12 protein-coding genes are annotated in these 17442 nt (G+C 68.9%); 5 read left to right on the top strand and 7 right to left on the bottom strand.

Annotation, left to right across the window (positions count from 1 at the left end; translation table 11 throughout):
- Positions 1-97: 97 nt before the first annotated feature.
- On the bottom strand, positions 98-919 hold the full coding sequence (locus KGD87_RS02195) for a GNAT family N-acetyltransferase (RefSeq protein WP_284665919.1): 822 nt from the start codon (positions 917-919) through the stop codon (positions 98-100).
- A 51-nt stretch (positions 920-970) separates the two neighbouring features.
- Here KGD87_RS02195 and KGD87_RS02190 point away from each other — a divergent pair, with 51 nt between their 5' ends.
- The gene (locus KGD87_RS02190) at positions 971-1915 is read left to right on the top strand and encodes a phosphatase PAP2 family protein (protein WP_284665918.1); all 945 of its coding nucleotides are present in this window, start codon (positions 971-973) and stop codon (positions 1913-1915) included.
- A 17-nt stretch (positions 1916-1932) separates the two neighbouring features.
- Here the strand turns inward: KGD87_RS02190 and KGD87_RS02185 are convergent, their stop codons facing one another.
- Positions 1933-2841: a metallophosphoesterase gene (locus KGD87_RS02185; RefSeq protein ID WP_284665917.1), complete on the bottom strand. Its 909-nt coding sequence runs from the start codon at positions 2839-2841 to the stop codon at positions 1933-1935.
- A gap of 195 nt (positions 2842-3036) precedes the next feature.
- Between KGD87_RS02185 and KGD87_RS02180 the strand changes: the two genes are divergently transcribed.
- A complete protein-coding gene (locus tag KGD87_RS02180; RefSeq protein WP_284665916.1) occupies positions 3037-4629 on the top strand; it encodes an AlkA N-terminal domain-containing protein in 1593 nt (530 codons plus the stop codon).
- Positions 4583-5095: a methylated-DNA--[protein]-cysteine S-methyltransferase gene (gene ogt, locus KGD87_RS02175; protein WP_163787041.1), complete on the top strand. Its 513-nt coding sequence runs from the start codon at positions 4583-4585 to the stop codon at positions 5093-5095. Before KGD87_RS02180 ends, ogt begins: the two co-directional genes overlap by 47 nt.
- A gap of 135 nt (positions 5096-5230) precedes the next feature.
- On the opposite strand, the gene KGD87_RS02170 is transcribed toward ogt, so the two are convergent.
- Positions 5231-8176 (bottom strand): choice-of-anchor D domain-containing protein, encoded by a 2946-nt coding sequence (locus KGD87_RS02170; RefSeq protein ID WP_284665915.1) that lies wholly within the window; start codon positions 8174-8176, stop codon positions 5231-5233.
- Between the two features lie 395 nt (positions 8177-8571).
- On the opposite strand from KGD87_RS02170, the gene uvrA reads away from it, so the two are divergent.
- A complete protein-coding gene (gene uvrA / locus KGD87_RS02165) occupies positions 8572-11478 on the top strand; it encodes an excinuclease ABC subunit UvrA (RefSeq protein WP_284665914.1) in 2907 nt (968 codons plus the stop codon).
- Between the two features lie 354 nt (positions 11479-11832).
- Positions 11833-13287, top strand: coding sequence for a POT family MFS transporter (locus KGD87_RS02160; RefSeq protein ID WP_284665913.1), 1455 nt, complete (start codon positions 11833-11835; stop codon positions 13285-13287).
- 261 nt (positions 13288-13548) lie between these two features.
- Here the strand turns inward: KGD87_RS02160 and KGD87_RS02155 are convergent, their stop codons facing one another.
- From KGD87_RS02155 to KGD87_RS02140, 4 genes are all read right to left on the bottom strand, one after another.
- A complete protein-coding gene (locus KGD87_RS02155; RefSeq protein ID WP_284665912.1) occupies positions 13549-14106 on the bottom strand; it encodes a DUF2087 domain-containing protein in 558 nt (185 codons plus the stop codon).
- Between the two features lie 404 nt (positions 14107-14510).
- Positions 14511-15224, bottom strand: coding sequence for a spermidine synthase (locus tag KGD87_RS02150; protein WP_284665911.1), 714 nt, complete (start codon positions 15222-15224; stop codon positions 14511-14513).
- On the bottom strand, positions 15221-15745 hold the full coding sequence (locus tag KGD87_RS02145) for an MFS transporter (protein ID WP_284665910.1): 525 nt from the start codon (positions 15743-15745) through the stop codon (positions 15221-15223). Before KGD87_RS02145 ends, KGD87_RS02150 begins: the two co-directional genes overlap by 4 nt.
- A gap of 205 nt (positions 15746-15950) precedes the next feature.
- Positions 15951-17342: a peptide MFS transporter gene (locus KGD87_RS02140; protein ID WP_284665909.1), complete on the bottom strand. Its 1392-nt coding sequence runs from the start codon at positions 17340-17342 to the stop codon at positions 15951-15953.
- Positions 17343-17442 lie beyond the last annotated feature (100 nt).

The following is a 17442-nucleotide window of genomic DNA, read 5'->3' as shown; positions in this document are numbered from 1 at the left end:
GTCATTTCCGTGCCTGCCCGGCCGCTGTCCAGGTATTCCCGGTCCATCCATCGATATCCGCGCCGGGCCACCCGGCCTTACAGCGAGCCTCGGGGTCTCATGAACGCGCCTCCAGTGGCAGCTCCAGCTCGAGCTGTGTGAGCGAAGTCGCCCCCATCCCCGCGCCCAGGAAGAAGCGCGCCAGGGGGCCCTCCGGAACGACGACGCTCACGACCAGCGCCTTCCCGGGCCACCGCGCGGCCAGTGCGCCCAGGAGCCTGCGGCCAGCGCCCTGCCCCCGGGCCGAGGGCTCCACGCCCACGGACCGCACCCCCAGCGTGGGCGCCGACACGTCCGCCACCACCGCCACCGCGGCGCCCAGCCGGAACGCACGCGCGGGTAGCGCCAGCCCCAGGACAGTCGCGGGGGCCAGTTGCCAGGGCAACCCCTGGGGCAGCAGCCGCGCGCACTCCCACGGGTCCACTTCCTCCAGCGTGGTGACACTTGCCAAGGGCTCGGGCGTTCCCATGAAGCCCACCAGCCGGCGCACGCGCTGGAAGCCCAGCCGCTCGTAGAGCCTCACCGCGGGCGCGTTCTGTTCGATGACCTCCAGCAGCAGCCGGGTGTCGCCCCGCGCTCGCGCGTCCTCCAGCAAGGGACGCAGCATGGCGCCGCCCAGCTTGCGATTCCGCCAGGCGGGCACCACGCCCATCCCCGCCACGCGGCTCTCCCGGCCCCGGCGGGCCATCAACACGAGCCCCACGGGCTCCCCGTCCACGCGCGCGACGCGGCTCTCCTCCAGCGAGATGTGCTCACTGCGCACGCGCGCGTCGAACAGGCCGGGGGTGTCCGGCACGGTGACGAAATAGCCCTCGAAGGCGCGGGCGAACAGCGTGGAGAGGGCGCGCAGCGGCAGTTCCGACGCGGGGGTCAATTGCATGAGGGGGGGCACGCCTCCAAAGACATGCGCGGCCAGTCTACGCATGAAGTCATGGAACAGCGCTGGAACCCGACGGGATTGCGCCCGTATGCTGCCCCCGTGCGCCTCCCTTATCGAGCGTTTGCCATTGCCGTCCTGCTGGCCGTCGTCCCCTGCTTCCCCGCCGCCGCGCAAGACGGCTCGGACGAGCCGCGGCTCCATGAACTCCGCTTCGACTGGACCCGGGATGGCGTCATCACCGGCGCGGCCGGCGTGTTGTGGATTTCCAGTGAGGCGTTCTTCAAGGACGACCTGGCCCCGGCGCAGTGTCGCTGGTGCGACCGCGCGCCAGATGGGACGGACCGCCTCAACCGGCTGGACCGCTGGGGACGGGGCCTCGCCGGGTCGACGCCGTCCGCACGCAAACGGGCCCACGACTGGAGCAACATCATCGGCTTCGGCGCGCTGCCCGCGGGAGTGCTCGGCATCCAGTACGCCGTGGGCCAGGGCTCGGGCGCGCCGACGCGCTACTTCGCCCAGGACGCCACCATCATCGTCCAGAGCGCGGTGCTCGCCTCCCTGGCGAACCAGACGGTGAAGTTCATCGCCGGCCGTGAGCGCCCCTTCGTCCATGTGCTGCCCGAGGACCAGAAGGGCCTCACCGACCACCCCAGCGACAACAACCTGTCCTTCTACAGCGGCCACACCAACCTCGCCTTCTCACTGGTGGTGTCGGCGGGCACCGTCGCCGCGCTGCGCGGCTACAAGCACCAGGCGTGGATCTGGGCGGTGGGCGTGCCCGTGGCCACCTCCGTGGGCCTGCTGCGCATGGGCGCCGACAAGCACTACCTCACGGACGTGGCCACCGGCGCATTGCTCGGCTCGGCGGTCGGCCTCGCCGTGCCCCTGCTACTCCATGGCCGGAAGGGCGAGGCCACGCCGAGCGTCCAGTCAGGGCAGGTCCAGATGACGCCCGTGGCCAGCGCGCGGATGATGGGCATCTCCGGCACCTTCTAGCGCCGCGCCAGCACCGCTCAGAGGCCGAACTCCGCGGGGGCGCCCTCTCCCTCCGCGGCCAGCGGTGGCAGCGAGTTCATGTCCCAGCGCTGGCCCGCGGTCCATGACACCGCGCCCGACAGGCCCCAGCCCGCGCGCAGGGCCTGACGCTCCTCGTACTCCAACCAGAAGATGGACTCCTGGGATTTGGCCGCCTGGTCCAGGCAGGCGATGCGGGTGGCCGGACGTCCCGGGCCCTCCAGCGTCACCGCGAAGCCCTTGTGTGAATGGCCGCACAGCATCCACTTCGGCAACACCGTGTCCACGAGCCTCCGCGTCACGGGATTGCCAATCCAATAGGAGGGCAGCGGCCTCGGCGGTGACGGGTTCTCCTCCCGCGCGCGCTGGACGATGCCTCGCGGCCACTCGTGGACCAGCATCAGGTCCACGTCGCATAAGGCCGCCACCTGCTCGACCTCCGGCGTGCGGAAGTAGCCGGCCTGCTTCACCATGTCCGGCGTGGAGGGGGGCTTCAGCGGCTGGTCGATGAACCGCGGCGCGTGGATGCCCGACAGGTACGCCACCCGCAGTCCGCTCAGCTCGCGAACGCCCGCGCGGCCCAGGTACGTCACGTTCGGCGCCAGCGTGCCGCCCTGCGGGAGGTCATGCAGCGCCTCGAAGTCCTCGTTGTTGCCGCCGATGAAGTACAGGGGCCGCTTCACCTTCCGGAGCCCATCCGCGTATTCCGCGAACTCGGCGGGCATGGCTCGCTTGGCGGCCTTGCGCCGGTGGTCATCCGCGCGGCGGAAGGCCTCCACGTCGCCTACCGCCAACACCAGGCCCACCCGGCGGCCTCGTGCCTGCTCCAGCGCGTCCAGCCACGTCTCCACACGGTGGAAGCGGCCATGAATGTCGCCCACGGCCGCGACAAGTAGAGGTTCCGGCATCTTGCTTGAAAGGCTGCACGCGCCCTACCGCCCTGTCGAGTCGAGTTCATCCCATGTCGCCAATGGCTGACAGAACGCAACCTCTCCTGGCGGCCAATCCCCGTCTCGCGATGGATGACGCACCCCGACCAACCCGTGCCATTGAGGTCCGAAAGCGGCCAGACAGCGGCCACCGGGTATGGGAGTTTGCCCCCCATGAACGGCCTGGACGCCAGCGCGTGCTACCGCGCGATGCAGACCCGAGATGCCCGCTTCGACGGGCGGTTCTTCACCGCCGTCCGGACGACGCACATCTATTGCCGGCCCATCTGCCCGGCCCGGACGCCCCGGTTCGAGAACTGCACTTTCTATCCGAGCGCCGCCGGGGCGCAGGAGGCGGGCTACCGGCCCTGCCTGCGCTGCCGCCCGGAGACGTCACCGGACCTCGCCTTCTGGCGAGGCACCTCCAACACCGTCGCCCGGGCCCTGGCGCTCATCGCCGAGGGCGGCCTGGATGACGACGGCGCCGGGGTGGAGGCGCTCGCGGACCGGCTGGGCGTGGGGGACCGGCAGCTGCGGCGGTTGTTCCAGCAGCACCTGGGGGCCTCGCCCGTGGCTGTCGCCCAGACGCGGCGCGTGCTGTTCGCACGGCAGCTCCTGCACGAGACGACCCTGCCCATGGCCGAGGTGGCACTGGCGTCGGGGTTCCGCAGCGTCCGCCGCTTCAACGACGTGTTCCGCGCGCTGTATGGACGGCCTCCCAGCGCGCTCCGCCGGAGCCGGGCCCCGGTGGGCGATGCCGCCGCGGGTGTCACGCTCTTCATCCCCTACCAGCCCCCCTATGACTGGGAGGCGATGCTGGCGCACCTGGAGGCACGGGCCCTGCCGGGCCTGGAGCACCTCGAGGCCGGGCGCTACCGGCGGACCGTGGCGACCGCGGGCGGTCAGGGCACCGTCGAGGTCTTCCGAGCCCCTGGACGCGATGGGTTGCTCGCGACGCTCCGCCTCCTCCAGGTTCAGGCCCTGCCCACGGTGGTGGCGCAGGTCCGGCGCGTCTTCGACGTGGGCGCGGACATGGACGTCATCCGGGAACACCTGTCCCGGGACGCGCGGCTCGCTCCGCTGGTGGCCCTGAGGCCGGGACTGCGAGCACCGGGAGGTTGGGACGGCTTCGAGCTCGCGATCCGGGCCGTGCTGGGCCAGCAAGTCACCGTCGCCGCGGCGCGAGGACTCGGGGCGCGGCTGGTCGCGGCGTATGGCGAGCCCATGGGCGTCGAATCAACGGGAGACGCCAGGCTGACGCACACCTTTCCCCGGCCGGAGAGGCTTGCGCAGGCGGACTTGAGCGCGCTCGGGATGCCCGCCGCCAGGGCCCGGACCTTGTCGAGCCTGGCCGCCGCGGCCGTCGCGGACCCGAGGCTGTTCCAGCCGCGCGCCACGCTGGAAGAGACGGTCGAACACTTCAAGCGCATCCCCGGCATCGGAGATTGGACGGCGCAGTACATCGCGCTGCGCGCCGTGCGCGAAACGGATGCCTTCCCTTCGGCGGACGTCGCGTTGCTGCGCGCACTCACGGGCGAGGATGGCGTGCGGCCTGCCCCGGATGAAGCGCTCCGCCGCTCCGAGGCCTGGAGCCCCTGGCGCGCCTATGCCGCGCAGCACCTCTGGGCCGCGGATGCCGCCCGGCCCGGGCCCACACCCCACCTTCCCCGTTCTCCTTCGCGACAGAGAGATGACCATGCCCCCGCCGCTGCGTTTGCTCATGGACCGCGCCCCCACGCCCATCGGCTTGATGCTGGTCGTCTGTGACGAAGCGGGCTGCCTGCGCGCGGTCGACTGGGAGGAGTACGAACCCCGGATGCTCCGGTTGCTGCGGCTCCACTACGGCGCAAGCGGCTATGTGCTCGAGCCCGCGAGCGACCCGTCTGGCAGGACGACCGCGATGCAGGCCTATCTGCGCGGAGACGTCAGCGTCATCGACGCGTTGCCCGTGGCCACCGCGGGCACGCCCTTCCAACGAGAGGTCTGGCGCGCACTGCGCGACATCCCCGCGGGCGCCACCACGAGCTACGGCCAACTGGCCCAGCGAATCGGCCGCCCCAAGGCCGTGCGCGCCGTGGGCATGGCCAACGGCGCAAACCCCATTGGCGTGGTGGTCCCCTGCCACCGGGTGGTCGGGGCCAACGCGTCACTGACGGGCTACGGCGGTGGACTGGAGCGCAAGCAGTGGCTGCTCGACCACGAGCGCCGCCATGCATCGCGCTCCGTGGCCTGAGGCTCGGCCCGACGGACGCGCCGGACCGCTGTGCCAGGGCCGGATGGACGATGCGATCCTCAACGCGCTGATGCCACCGGACGCCTCGTCCTGAAGACAGGACGCCCGGCGGCACCCCTCGCTCCGCACGCCGGTTCAGCCGCAGCCCAGCGGGTAGGTCACCTCCACCAGTGAGCCCGCCTCGGGGGCCGCGGAGCGGTCGAAGAGGATGGCATTCTCGCGGGCGTCGTACTCCCAGCCGGACGTCACGCGGACGCCGTCCACGTCGACGACGATGCTGCCCGGGTCCTCCGGCGTCTCGGACAACGGGAACTTGCGGTTGGCGCCGAAGGTGCTGTCGGAGAGCTTCTCCAGCGAGCTGGCCCAGTTCGGCGTGCAGATGCTGTCCACCACGCCGCCCGTGGCCTCCGCCAGTTGGATGTAGCGGCTGCCCGAGCTGCTGGACGTGGGGCACCTGGCCAGGTCCGACGGCCCGACGATGGCATTGACGCTCAGCTTTGAACGGTCATTGCCCTTCAACGCCAGCAGGTACGTCTCGTAGAAGGACACCGGCTGCGCGCTGAAGTCCTCCTCGTCCGACACGAAGATGATGGCCAGGCGGGCGTCCTCGCGCAGGAAGCCGCCGTTGCCGTCGTTGGGCTGCGCGGTGCGCGGGTCATCCTCGTTGTAGAGCAGCGGGTCCGCCAGCGCGCGGTAGGCGGACTCCAGCCCCTGCTCGTTCCAATGGCAGACACCCACGCGGGTGTTGCTGGCGAAGACGCCCGCGGCATCCGGCGTCGCCGGGGTGATGATGCGCGGCCGTGAGCCATCCACGGGGAACAGCCGGCCATTCTCCCCCCCCTGCGCGCCGCCCGGGCACTCGGACCAGCCGCCCGGAGACGGGTCTAGACCCGTGGTGGTGACACCGATGCGGTAGTCCACCGCGGCGCCGTCCGCCGCGCTCAAGAAGGCCGCGAAGTTCTGCCCCAGGCCCTGCTGCTCCTCCATCATCGACCCCGAGTTGTCGACCACGAAGAGCACGTCCACCTTCGCCTGTGACTCCTGGAAGAAGCGGTCCGTCTGCTCCGCCTTCGTCACGCCCTGCCCCACCATGCCCACGGTGTAGACGGAGCCATCCTCCAGGGTGAAGCGCAGCGCCGCGGCGTCGTTACCCTCATCCACCGGCGCATACGTCGCCGTCAGCGTGCGCGTGCCCTGGCCCGTCAGCGTCCAAGGCGCATTGCCGCTAGCATCCAGAGAGAACTCGCCCGCGTCCGCGTCGAACGCGACCTGGCTCACCTGGATGGGCCCGACGCACGAGTTCACGGCCACCAGCTCCCGCGTGCGCGGGCCGCACGTCAGCTTGGTGACGCCGAAGTCCACGGTGGTGGGCTGCACCGCGAAGCACCCCACCACGCCCTCGCCCCGCAGCTCCACCAGCGGGTGTCCCTGCGTGGGGCTGTTCACCCAGGCCTCGGCCAGCCCCGCGAAGCCACCCTCCTCGGACGGCTTGAAGCGGACCACCAGCGTCGCCTTCGCGCCCGGCTCCAGTACGCCGTTGCGCACGGGAGACGCGGAGAAGACCCCGTCAGAACCCTGGGCGAGCTGCATCGACGCCAGGTAGCACGCCTCCGCGCCCGTGTTCCGCAGCGTCACCCCCAGCGCCACCTCCGCGCCCACCGGCACCTTGCCGAAGTCCAGTTGCTGGGGCAGCGCGTACTGGCACGGCGCGAACGCCTGGCCCCGGCCCTCCAGCGCCACCGCCTCCGTGGCCGCGGAGCCGCTGTCACGCACCGTGACGGAGAGCTGCCCCTGGCTGGCGTCCGGGTTCCCTGCCTTGGGCCGGAAGGTGACGCTAACCTGGGCATTCTGCCCCGCGGGCACCCTCACGCTGGCGGGCGCCTGGGCCAGGGTGAAGTAGCCGCCCTGCTGCGTGTCGAGCTGGAGGTCGGTGACACTCACGTCCTCGCGGCAGCGGTTGTAGACGGTGACAGCCCGCGTCGCCGTCATGCCCTCCGCCACCGTGCCGAAAGCCAGCCGCCGGGGCAGCACCGTCACGCACGAGCCGCCGCCCTCGCCCGCAAGCGACACCTTGGGGCCCGGGGCGCTGGAGCCCTGCTCGCGCACGCCAATCTCCACCCGCCCGTCACGCACCTTGCCCACCGCCGCGGGCGTGAAGGCCACGCGCAGCTCCACCGCCGCGCCCGGTGCCAACTGCCCGTTGGCCACCACCGGCTCATTGGCGATGTGGAAGACACCCTCCGAGCTGTCCACGAGCTGCGAGCCCGAGAAGCTCAACGGCTGCGTGCCCTGATTGCGCACGGTGATGACCTGCTCCGCCGTGGCCCCCAGCGCCACGCGCCCGAAGTCCACGCGCAGCGGCGTCACCTCCAGCTTGGACGCCACGCCGGTGCCTGTCAGCGGCACCACCGCCGGCTCACACCCGTCGCACACCACCACGTGCAGCGCCGCCTCGGCCGCGCCCAGCCGGCGCGGGGCGTAGGCCACCGGCACCACCCGCTGCTCGCCCGGCGCCAGCGAGGAGGGCAGGCCCTGCCCGGCGGTGAACTGGTCGGCGTCCGCGCCCTGCACCGACAGCGTCAGCGGACTGTCCACGTCCGATGGGTTGCGCACCGTCACCTCGCGCATCTCCACCAGGCCCATGGCCACGTTGCCGAAGTCGAGCGCCTCCAAGGGCACCTCGAGGAAGGCCTTCACGCCGCGGCCGGACACCGGCACGCGCCCGCCGACCTCCGCGTCGGTGAGGATCTCCACCACGCCCTGAACCTCGCCCTCCACCCGCGGCAGGAAGTGGATTTCGATGTCCTGTTCACCACCCGCCGACAGGATGAAGGGCTCGAAGGGGGGAATGTCGACGTTGGGCACGCTGGAGACAGCGCCTTCCACGCGATAGGACGCCCGGCCCGCGTTGGCGATTCGCAGCTTGAACGTCTTGGTATGCCCCAGCGCCGCGGGACCGAAGTCCACGGTCTCCGGCCGGACAACGAAGGCGCTCTTCGCCTTTTGAGAGGCGGGCCGCTCACACGCCACCCCCGTCACCATCGCCACCACCAACGCCACCAGCCCAAACGCCCTGCGCATAACGTCCTCCCCGCCCCACCGGGAGACGCCAGGAACACACCCTGGTCACCTCACGGCTCAGCGGGGGGCCCTTTGCAACCCCGGTGCCCGGTCCGCCCACAGAGTGGTGAGGGGCGCTCCCACGCGGCAACCCACTGGCCTCGCAGGGAAACGCCAGCGCCCACCCGGGAAATGCGGGTGTCCTTTCGCAGGACACTCCTGAAATTCCTTCAGGAACTCCAGGTCCCACACAGACGAATCCTCCGTCCGGGTGGGGCAGGCAGCCAGGCCTCCCCGCCTTAGGGGTCGCCAGATGTGGGATGCGGCGCGCAACCCAGGACGTTTCCCTGCATTCAGACGGGTTCCGACGTGTTTCCCCCTACCGGAACGCATATTCAGTGGTAGATCGCCCGCCCATGTCCGAGCCCGACGTCATTTCCCTCAGAGGCGCCAAGGAGCACAACCTCAAGAACGTCTCCTTGGACATTCCCAAGAAGAAGCTCGTCGTCTTCACCGGCGTGTCCGGTTCGGGCAAGAGCTCGCTCGCCTTCGACACCCTCTACGCGGAAGGCCAGCGCCGCTACGTGGAGAGCCTCTCTGCCTATGCCCGGCAGTTCCTGGGACAGATGGAGAAGCCGAAGTACGACACCATCCGCGGCCTGTCGCCCACCATCTCCATCGAGCAGAAGGCGGCCAGCAACAACCCCCGCTCCACGGTGGGCACCGTCACGGAAGTGCACGACTACCTGCGCGTGCTCTATGCCTCCATCGGGGTGCAGCACTGCCCCAACTGTGGCGTGAAGGTGGGCAAGCAGAGCGCCCAGCAGATTGTCGACGAAATCCTCAAGGCCCCCGCGGGCACCAAGCTCCAGGTGCTGGCGCCGCTGGTGACGAACCGCAAGGGCGAGCACAAGGACCTGCTCGCCGAGGCCCAGAAGCGAGGCTTCTCCCGCGCCCGCATCGACGGCGCGCTCAAGAGCCTGGAGGAGCGCATCGAGCTGGACAAGAAGTCCAAGCACGACATCGCGCTCGTCATCGACCGCGTGGTGCTCAAGCCAGACGTGAAGACGCGCCTCACCGACTCCGTGGAGACGGCGCTGCGCGAGGGCAAGGGCACGATCATCATCACCGACGAGAAGGGCACGCTCGCCGCCGACCGGGTGATGAGCGAGCTCAACGCCTGCTCCAAGTGTGGCCTGTCCTTCGGTGATTTGACGCCCGCGTCCTTCTCCTTCAACAACCCCCTGGGCATGTGCACGGACTGCAACGGCCTGGGCACCAAGCCGGAGATGGACCCGGACCTCATCGTCCCGGACACGTCACGCAGCGTCCGCGACGGCGCCATCGAACCGTGGGCCGGCAGCATGAACCGCGGCGAGGGCTGGACGGCCGACTTCGTGGAGAGCCTGGCCAAGGCCTTCAAGATTGACCTGGACGTGCCCTACGCGAAGCTGACCAAGCGAGAGAAGGACACGCTGATGTACGGCGCGGGCGGCAAGTCCTTCACCGTCGCGTGGGGCGAAGGCGGCAAGTACAAGATGGAGTGGGAGGGCCTGGTCGAGCGCATGATGCGCAACTTCAAGACGACCACCTCCGAGGCGCGCCGCACCGAGCTCCAGAAGTACTTCAGCGACAAGCCCTGCCCGTCCTGCAAGAGCGAGCGCCTGAAGCCGGAGAGCCGCGCGGTGAAGGTGCACGGGCGCAGCATCGTCGAGCTGAGCCGGCTGACCATCTCCGACTCGCTGGGCTTCCTGGGCGACCTGGCCCTGTCCGCGCACGAGCGGAAGATCGCCACCGAGCTCTTGAAGGAGATTCGCAGCCGCCTGTCCTTCCTGGTGGACGTGGGCCTGGGCTACCTGATGCTGGACCGCACCGCGTCCACGCTGTCGGGCGGTGAGAGCCAGCGCATCCGGCTGGCGTCGCAGATGGGCAGCGAGCTGACGGGCGTCATCTACATCCTGGATGAGCCCTCCATCGGCCTGCACCAGCGCGACAACGGCAAGCTGCTGCTGACGCTCAAGCGCCTGAGGGATTTGGGCAACTCCGTCATCGTCGTGGAGCACGACGAGGAGACGATGGAGGAGGCGGACTGGCTGGTGGACTTCGGGCCGGGCGCGGGCGAGCTGGGCGGCCAGGTGGTGGCCCAGGGCACGCCCGCGGAGGTCATGGCGAACGAGGCCAGCTCCACCGGCGCGTACCTCTCCGGGCGGCAGGAAATCGAGGTTCCCCAGGAGCGCCGCAGGCCGGACCCGAAGCGCAAGCTGGTCATCCAGGGGGCGAAGGAGAACAACCTGAAGAACGTGGACGCGGAGATTCCGCTGGGCGTCTTCAGCGCCATCACCGGGGTGTCCGGCGCGGGCAAGTCCACGCTCATCAACGAGATTCTCTTCCCGGCGCTGGCGCGGCACCTCTATGAGAGCCGTGAGTCTCCCGGCAAGCACAAGGCCGTGCTGGGCATGGAGCACCTGGACAAGGTCATCGACATCGACCAGCGCCCCATTGGCCGCACCCCGCGCAGCAACCCGGCCACGTACACCAAGCTCTTCGACAACATCCGCGACGTGTTCGCGATGACGCCCGAGGCGCGCGCGTTCGGCTACGGGCCGGGCCGCTTCAGCTTCAACATCAAGGGCGGCCGCTGCGAGGCGTGCGAGGGCGACGGCGTGAAGCTGGTGGAGATGCACTTCCTGGCGGATGTCTACGTGCCCTGCGAGGTGTGCGCCGGCAAGCGCTTCAACGAGGCCACCCTGCGCGTGCGCTACAAGGGGAAGAACGTCGCCGAGGTGCTCGACATGAGCGTGCGCGAGGCGATGGAGCACTTCGGCGCGCACCGCGACATCATGCGCGTGCTGCAGACGCTCCATGACGTCGGCCTGGGCTACATCCGCCTGGGCCAGCCCTCCCCCACCCTGTCCGGCGGCGAGGCCCAGCGCATCAAGCTGGCCCGCGAGCTGGCGCGCGTGGCCACCGGCCGCACCCTCTACATCCTCGACGAGCCCACCACCGGCCTGCACTTCGAGGACATCCGCAAGCTGCTGGCCGTGCTCAACCGGCTGGTGGAGGCGGGCAACAGCGTGCTCGTCATCGAGCACAACCTGGACGTCATCAAGAGCGCGGATTGGATCATCGACCTGGGCCCCGAGGGCGGCGCGGGCGGTGGCCTGATTCTGGCCGCCGGCACGCCCGAACAGGTCGCCGAGGTCGAAGGCAGCCACACCGGCCGCTACCTGGGCCACGTACTCACCAAGGCCCGCAGGGCCCGCGTGGGCGTGCGCGTGGACGACCCGGCGCCCGCGCCCGTGAAGAAGGGCGCGCGGGGCTGACGACGCACCGCGCAATGCCTCCTGGGAAAATGGAGCGGGGGGGCGGGGGTGCCTTCATTCACCCCCATCCCCCCGCACCACCTTGGAGGAAAGGCATCATGTGAAATGATAGGGGTATTCCAATTCCTGTCAAACCCAGCCAGGCAACTTGAGTTGTATCAATAAACACACACGCTCACCGGAATGACGCAGGCAGTCGGGCGGGAGATTTCCGGCGTGGGTGCGGCCAGGGAAGCGCCGGGTGGCGCGGCGGGGCCCATCCGTTCGGTGGAGTCCCGGCGGCGCGTTGGGTAGGGTGCGGCTTCCCGGAATCTAGGAGCCCCCACCTTTCATCACCAGGGAGCACCCCGTCGTATGGCCCAGGCAACCGCCGCGCAGCGCAGCAAGTTCCCGCCGCAAATCCCCTTCATCATCGGCAACGAGGCGTGTGAGCGCTTCAGCTTCTACGGGATGCGGAACATCCTCACGGTGTTCCTCATCGACTACCTGCTGCGCACGCAGATACCGGACAACGCGCTGCGCGAGGCCGAAGCCAAGAGCCTGATGCACACGTTCATGGCGGGCGTGTACTTCTTCCCGCTCATCGGCGGCTACCTGGCGGACCGCTTCTTCGGGAAGTACCGCATCATCCTGGGGCTGAGCCTGGTGTACTGCGTGGGCCACGCGTGCCTGGCCGTCTTCGAGGACAGCGTCACGGGGTTCTTCACGGGCCTGGCGCTCATCGCCATTGGCAGCGGCGGAATCAAACCCTGCGTGGCGGCCATGGTGGGGGACCAGTTCAACGAGTCCAACAGCCACCTGGTGAAGAAGGTCTTCGCCATCTTCTATTGGACCATCAACTTCGGCTCGTTCTTCGCGTCGCTGTTCATCCCCCTGCTGCTCAAGCACTTCGGGCCGTCGGTGGCCTTTGGCATCCCCGGCGTGCTGATGTTCATCGCGACGTTCATCTTCTGGCTGGGCCGTCACAAGTACGTCCGGGTGCCGGCCACGGGCGCCAACCCGCACAGCTTCACCAAGGTGGTGTTCAGCGCGCTGCGCAACCGGGGCCAGGGCGGCGGCTGGCTGGACGGCGCGAGGAAGGAGCACCCCGAGGAGGCCGTGGACGGCGTGAAGGCGGTGTTCAAGGTGAGCGCGCTGCTGCTCCCCTTCGTGCCCTTCTTCTGGATGCTCTTCGACCAGAAGGCTTCGACGTGGGTGGTGCAGGCCCGGGCCATGGACCCGCAGGTGGGGCCGTTCACCTTCCAGGCCAGCCAGATGCAGTTCGTCAACCCGCTGCTGGTGATGTTGCTCATCCCCTTCCTGACGGCCGTCGTCTACCCGGCCTTCCAGCGCTTCGGCTGGGAGCTGACGCCGCTGCGGCGCATGCCCCTGGGGCTGGTGGTGGGCGCGCTGTCGTTCATCATCGCCGGCGTCTTCCAGGTGACGATGGAGGGCGGCACGACGCTGAACATCGCGTGGCAGATTCTCCCGTACATCGTGCTGACGCTGGGCGAAATCCTGATGTCCACCACGGGCCTGGAGTTCGCGTACACGCAGGCCCCGCGGGAGATGAAGGGCACCATCCAGAGCGTGTGGCTGGTGACGAACACGCTGGCCAACGTGGCGGTGGCCATCAGCTCCAAGCTGAACGTCTTCACCGGCTCCGGGCAGTTCTTCTTCTATGCCGGCTTCGCGCTGCTGGCCGCCGTGGGCATGGCCCTGGTGGCCCGCCGCTACGTGGTCCGCGACTACTACCAGACGTCCGCGCCCATCCCCACCGAGGAGCGCACCGCCGCTGGCGTGACGCCCGGCTCGGCGAAGTCCGCGTAGGGCGCCGAGGCACCGCGCCAGGCGGCATGCAACGCCGGTGCGCCCGAAGCTGGGCGCGCTGGCGTTCACGTCTTCCAGGGCACCCAAGGCACCGCGCCGCGGCGGCAGCTGCGCGTGCCGCCCATGCGCGCAGCGCTCGCGCCTGGCCGCCACGCAGGCTCCCTGGTGCAACGCGAAGGGCTGTGCCCGGGCCCCTGCCCCGTGGCCGTTGTCACGAACAGCGCCGCCGCACGGACGACGGCGGCATGCGGGACCGGCCGACTAGGCTGAGAGGACCGCGCGCCCGCGCGCCGCCAGCCGGTACACACCACCATCTCGCGTCATGTATCCGGCCATGACCCACTCGCGACGCACGCTGCAGAAGTCATCGAACATCGCGCCAATCATCTGATTGAGCGCTGCTTCCCGGTACTCCTCTTGCGCCGGGATGCGGCGGAGGAGCTCCTCGAGCACCAGCTCCCTCTTGCGCCGCTGCACCGGCAGCGCGTTCAGCCGAGGGCCATCGAAGAACGCGCTCAACACGCCGCGGGTCTCGCTGTCGACCTCGGCGGCCGTCGCGGCGCCACGCACCCGCTTCGGTGGTGAGAGCTGTATCGCCACGCGTTGCAGCCGGCCGAGATCCGCGAGGAAGCGGACCTTCGAATCGGTGGTCGCGACGAGCAGACCCGCGCTCTCGAGCTTCCGGAGCTGATGGGCCGCGCTCTCGATATCAATCGAGAGCAGCGACGTCAGCTCCGAGAGCGTCCGCGGCGCTTCGATGAGCGCGGCAATCATGCGGAGCCGCGTCGCGTCGGCAAGGCTCCGCAGTAGAACACTCACTTCTTCGAGATCCACGTCCCCCGCCATTCACTACGGGTACCATCGCGCCCGAAAGCCGTCAATCAAGTCTCAACGGACAAGCACGTCAAGCCTGCAAGACATGCGTTGCAACAGCAGGCCGCGTGACGCGGTCAGAAAGAAGTGTCCATCCGGCAACAGCTCCACGTCGAACGCTCCCGTCGTCTCGGCGCGCCACGCAGAGAGCACGTCCAGCAGTGGAATCGTCGGAGCACCCGCTCGCGAGTCGTGCGAAACGCCGGCTCGGAGAATCGCTCTTCGCGGCCTGGCAACTGGACGGGGCACACCTCGACACCGGGAGGCGCTTCCGCCAGCGAACGGGAATCAGAACAGCCACAGCCACGCGGACGAACGCACCTCGTACGCGCCGATCCAAGGGTTCGCCGTCATCGCCCGTCCGCTCGACGCCCCGTGAGAATCCGGTAGTCGATCCGCCGAGCCCCGCGGTCCACAGGAACGATCCACTGGCGCACGCCTTCAAAGCACGTCTTCAGACGGTCCAGGCATCGAGGGGCTGGCTCCGAGGACCAGATGGCCAGCACGCCGCCGGGCCGGAGAGCGTCCCAACATTGGCGGAGACCGGCCTCCGAGTAGAGGTCGTGGTTCCCGACCGCCGAGAGCGACTCTGGACCGTTGTCCACGTCGAGGAGCATCAGGTCGTACTCGCCGTTCGCCGCGACAATCGAATCCCGAACGTTTCCCTCGCGCACGAGCACCCGCGGATTCGAGAGATCGGGAACCGGCAGCTCGGCGCGGACGTCGGGGCGCTCGAGGAACGACACCAGCATGGGCTCCAGTTCGACCACGACGGCCCGAGCCACCCGTGAATCGCGCAGCAGTGCTTGCAGCGTGAAGCCGAAGCCGAGCCCGCCGACCAGCACGTGGAGCTCGCCACCTTCGCGGCATTCACGCAAACCAATCTCCGCGAGCGCCTCCTCACTCCGGTGCTCCGCCGAATCCATCAAGAGCTTGCCATTGAGGATCAGCTCGTAGACAGCGCCGCCGTCAGCCTCCTCTCGCCTCTGGAGAACGTACTCGCCTGTCGCCCGGTCCACGCGGACAAGCACGGTTGGCAGCGAATGCTCGAAGGAGAATCTCATTCATGCGTCTCCATGACCCCGCGACTTCGCGCTGAATCCTTATCATCCCGTCCGCTGAAGGCCGCAGGATAGTGCTCTACATAGAACCGGGACGTCACGGCCGCGTCGGCGTCTAAGAAGACCCGGTGTTGAGGATTAGGAAGACGGCGAACGACAGCGCCACCGGAAATAACGAGCGTCATCCCCAGACCGAAGGTCGCGATGAGCCAGCCAGTCACGGCAATCCCCGCCGGCACCGCGGTCGCACCAATAAAGATGCGCACGGAGACCGCGCGAGATCGGAACTCGTCAGGCATCGCGAGCGTCGTCTGCGACTTCAAGGGGATGTTCGCCACGATGACCGACGTCCCGAACACGAGGAGCATCATCAATGGGAGCACGGCGCCGCTCCGGGCGTCGCCGAGCAGGGCGACCCCCTTGCGGCTGAATCTGTCGCCGTTCGGACGGCCTGATGCGTTCTCACGCGCGAGGACTTGAAGAAGGTCCGTGAGGGCGCGGACGGCGTGGTAGGCGTCGTGCACGACACAGCGCCCCAGCCGAACGGCAAAGCGCTGCCGCACCGCGACTCACGCTCACGAGCCTCCCTCACGGAGTCGCGCGGTGGCCGGCGCCCCAGGGGGCTTTGGCCACCCGCTCACGCCCGCGTTGGGCGCGAATACACGAACGCCAGCGCACCCTGAGGTACGCTGGCGTGTCGACGTCAGTCACTGATGCTGAGGCAGGGGCTCAGGCCGCGGCCACCGAGCTGCCCCGCTGCTCGGACGGGGGCGCGGAGGGCTTCACCTCGTCCGTGCCATGCATCATCCGCTTGAGGATGGGCGACACGATGAGCAGCAGCATGCCGGCGATGCCCGTTCCGATGGTGATGTAGAGGAACACGCCGAACTCGCCCAGCTTCTCCGAGTAGCCGCCGAAGACGCCGGCCAGCTTGTTGGCGGCGGCGTTCGCGAGGAACCACACGCCCATCATTGCGGAGACGATGCGCGCTGGCGCCACCTTGGTCACCATGGACAGCCCCACGGGGGACAGGCACAGCTCCCCCATGGTGTGGAACAGGTAGGCCATCACCACCCACCACGCCGCCGCCTTGCCCACCGAGGCGCTCTCACTGGAAGCGCCCAGCATGAAGAGGAAGCCAGTGGAGAGGAACAACAGGCCCAGGCCCATCTTCACGGGGATGCTCGGGTCCTTGCCCCGCGCGGCCAGCCAGCTCCACAGGCCGGCGAACACCGGCGCCAGCGCGACGATGAAGATGGAGTTGAAGTTCTGGAACCAGGTGGTGGGCACCTCCCAGCCCAGCACGCCGCGGTCCACCTTCGCGTCCGTGTAGAGGTTCATCAGTCCACCGGCCTGCTCGAAGCCCGTCCAGAAGGCGACGACGAAGAGCGCGATGATGAAGATGACGACGATGCGGTCGACTTCGTCGCGGCTGAAGCCCGACGACTTCTTCGGGGTGCCCGGCTTCGACTCGGCGTCGGTGACCATCTTCACCGGGACCAGGCCCACCTGCCCCAGCAGCTTGCTCTGCAGCGACAGGAAGGCAATCAGCCCCAGGAGCATGCCCACGCCGGCGGCGCCGAAGCCCCAGTGCCAGCCCACGCGCTCACCCAGCGTGCCGCAGATGAAGTTGCCGAGCACCGCGCCCAGGTTGATGCCCATGTAGAAGATGGTGAAGGCGCTGTCGCGGCGGCCGTCACCGGGCGCATACAGCCCGCCCACCATGGTGGAGATGTTCGGCTTGAAGAAGCCGTTGCCGATGATGAGGAAGCCCAGGCCCGCGTAGAACATCGTCACGCTGGGCAGGGCCAGGACGAGGTGGCCTATCATCATCAACACGCCACCGAGCACCACCGCCCGGCGCTGTCCCATGAAGCGGTCCGCGATGAAGCCGCCTGCGATGGGCGTCAGGTACACCAGGCCCGTATAGGTGCCGTAGAGACTGAGTGCGTCCGCGGTGGACCAGCCAAAGCCTCCGTTGACCTTGCTCGTGAGGAAGAGCACGAGCAGGCCCCGCATGCCGTAATACGACATGCGTTCCCACATCTCAGTGAAGAACAGGAGGTAGAGCCCTCGCGGGTGCCCCTTGCGGGCATCGCCCGCGGCTACGGTGCCTTGCATGCCGTGGTTTCCTTGAAAGGAGAGGTGCGACGAAAAAGTGGCGTGACTGTAGCAGACACGCGGGCCGTGCCCAGGAGGACACCTGAGCGGATGGGGAATT

It is taken from the genome of Myxococcus sp. SDU36, from assembly GCF_030168875.1.
In the GTDB taxonomy this organism is placed as follows: Bacteria; Myxococcota; Myxococcia; order Myxococcales; family Myxococcaceae; genus Myxococcus; species Myxococcus vastator.
This window is presented reverse-complemented; position numbering and strand designations above follow the sequence as displayed.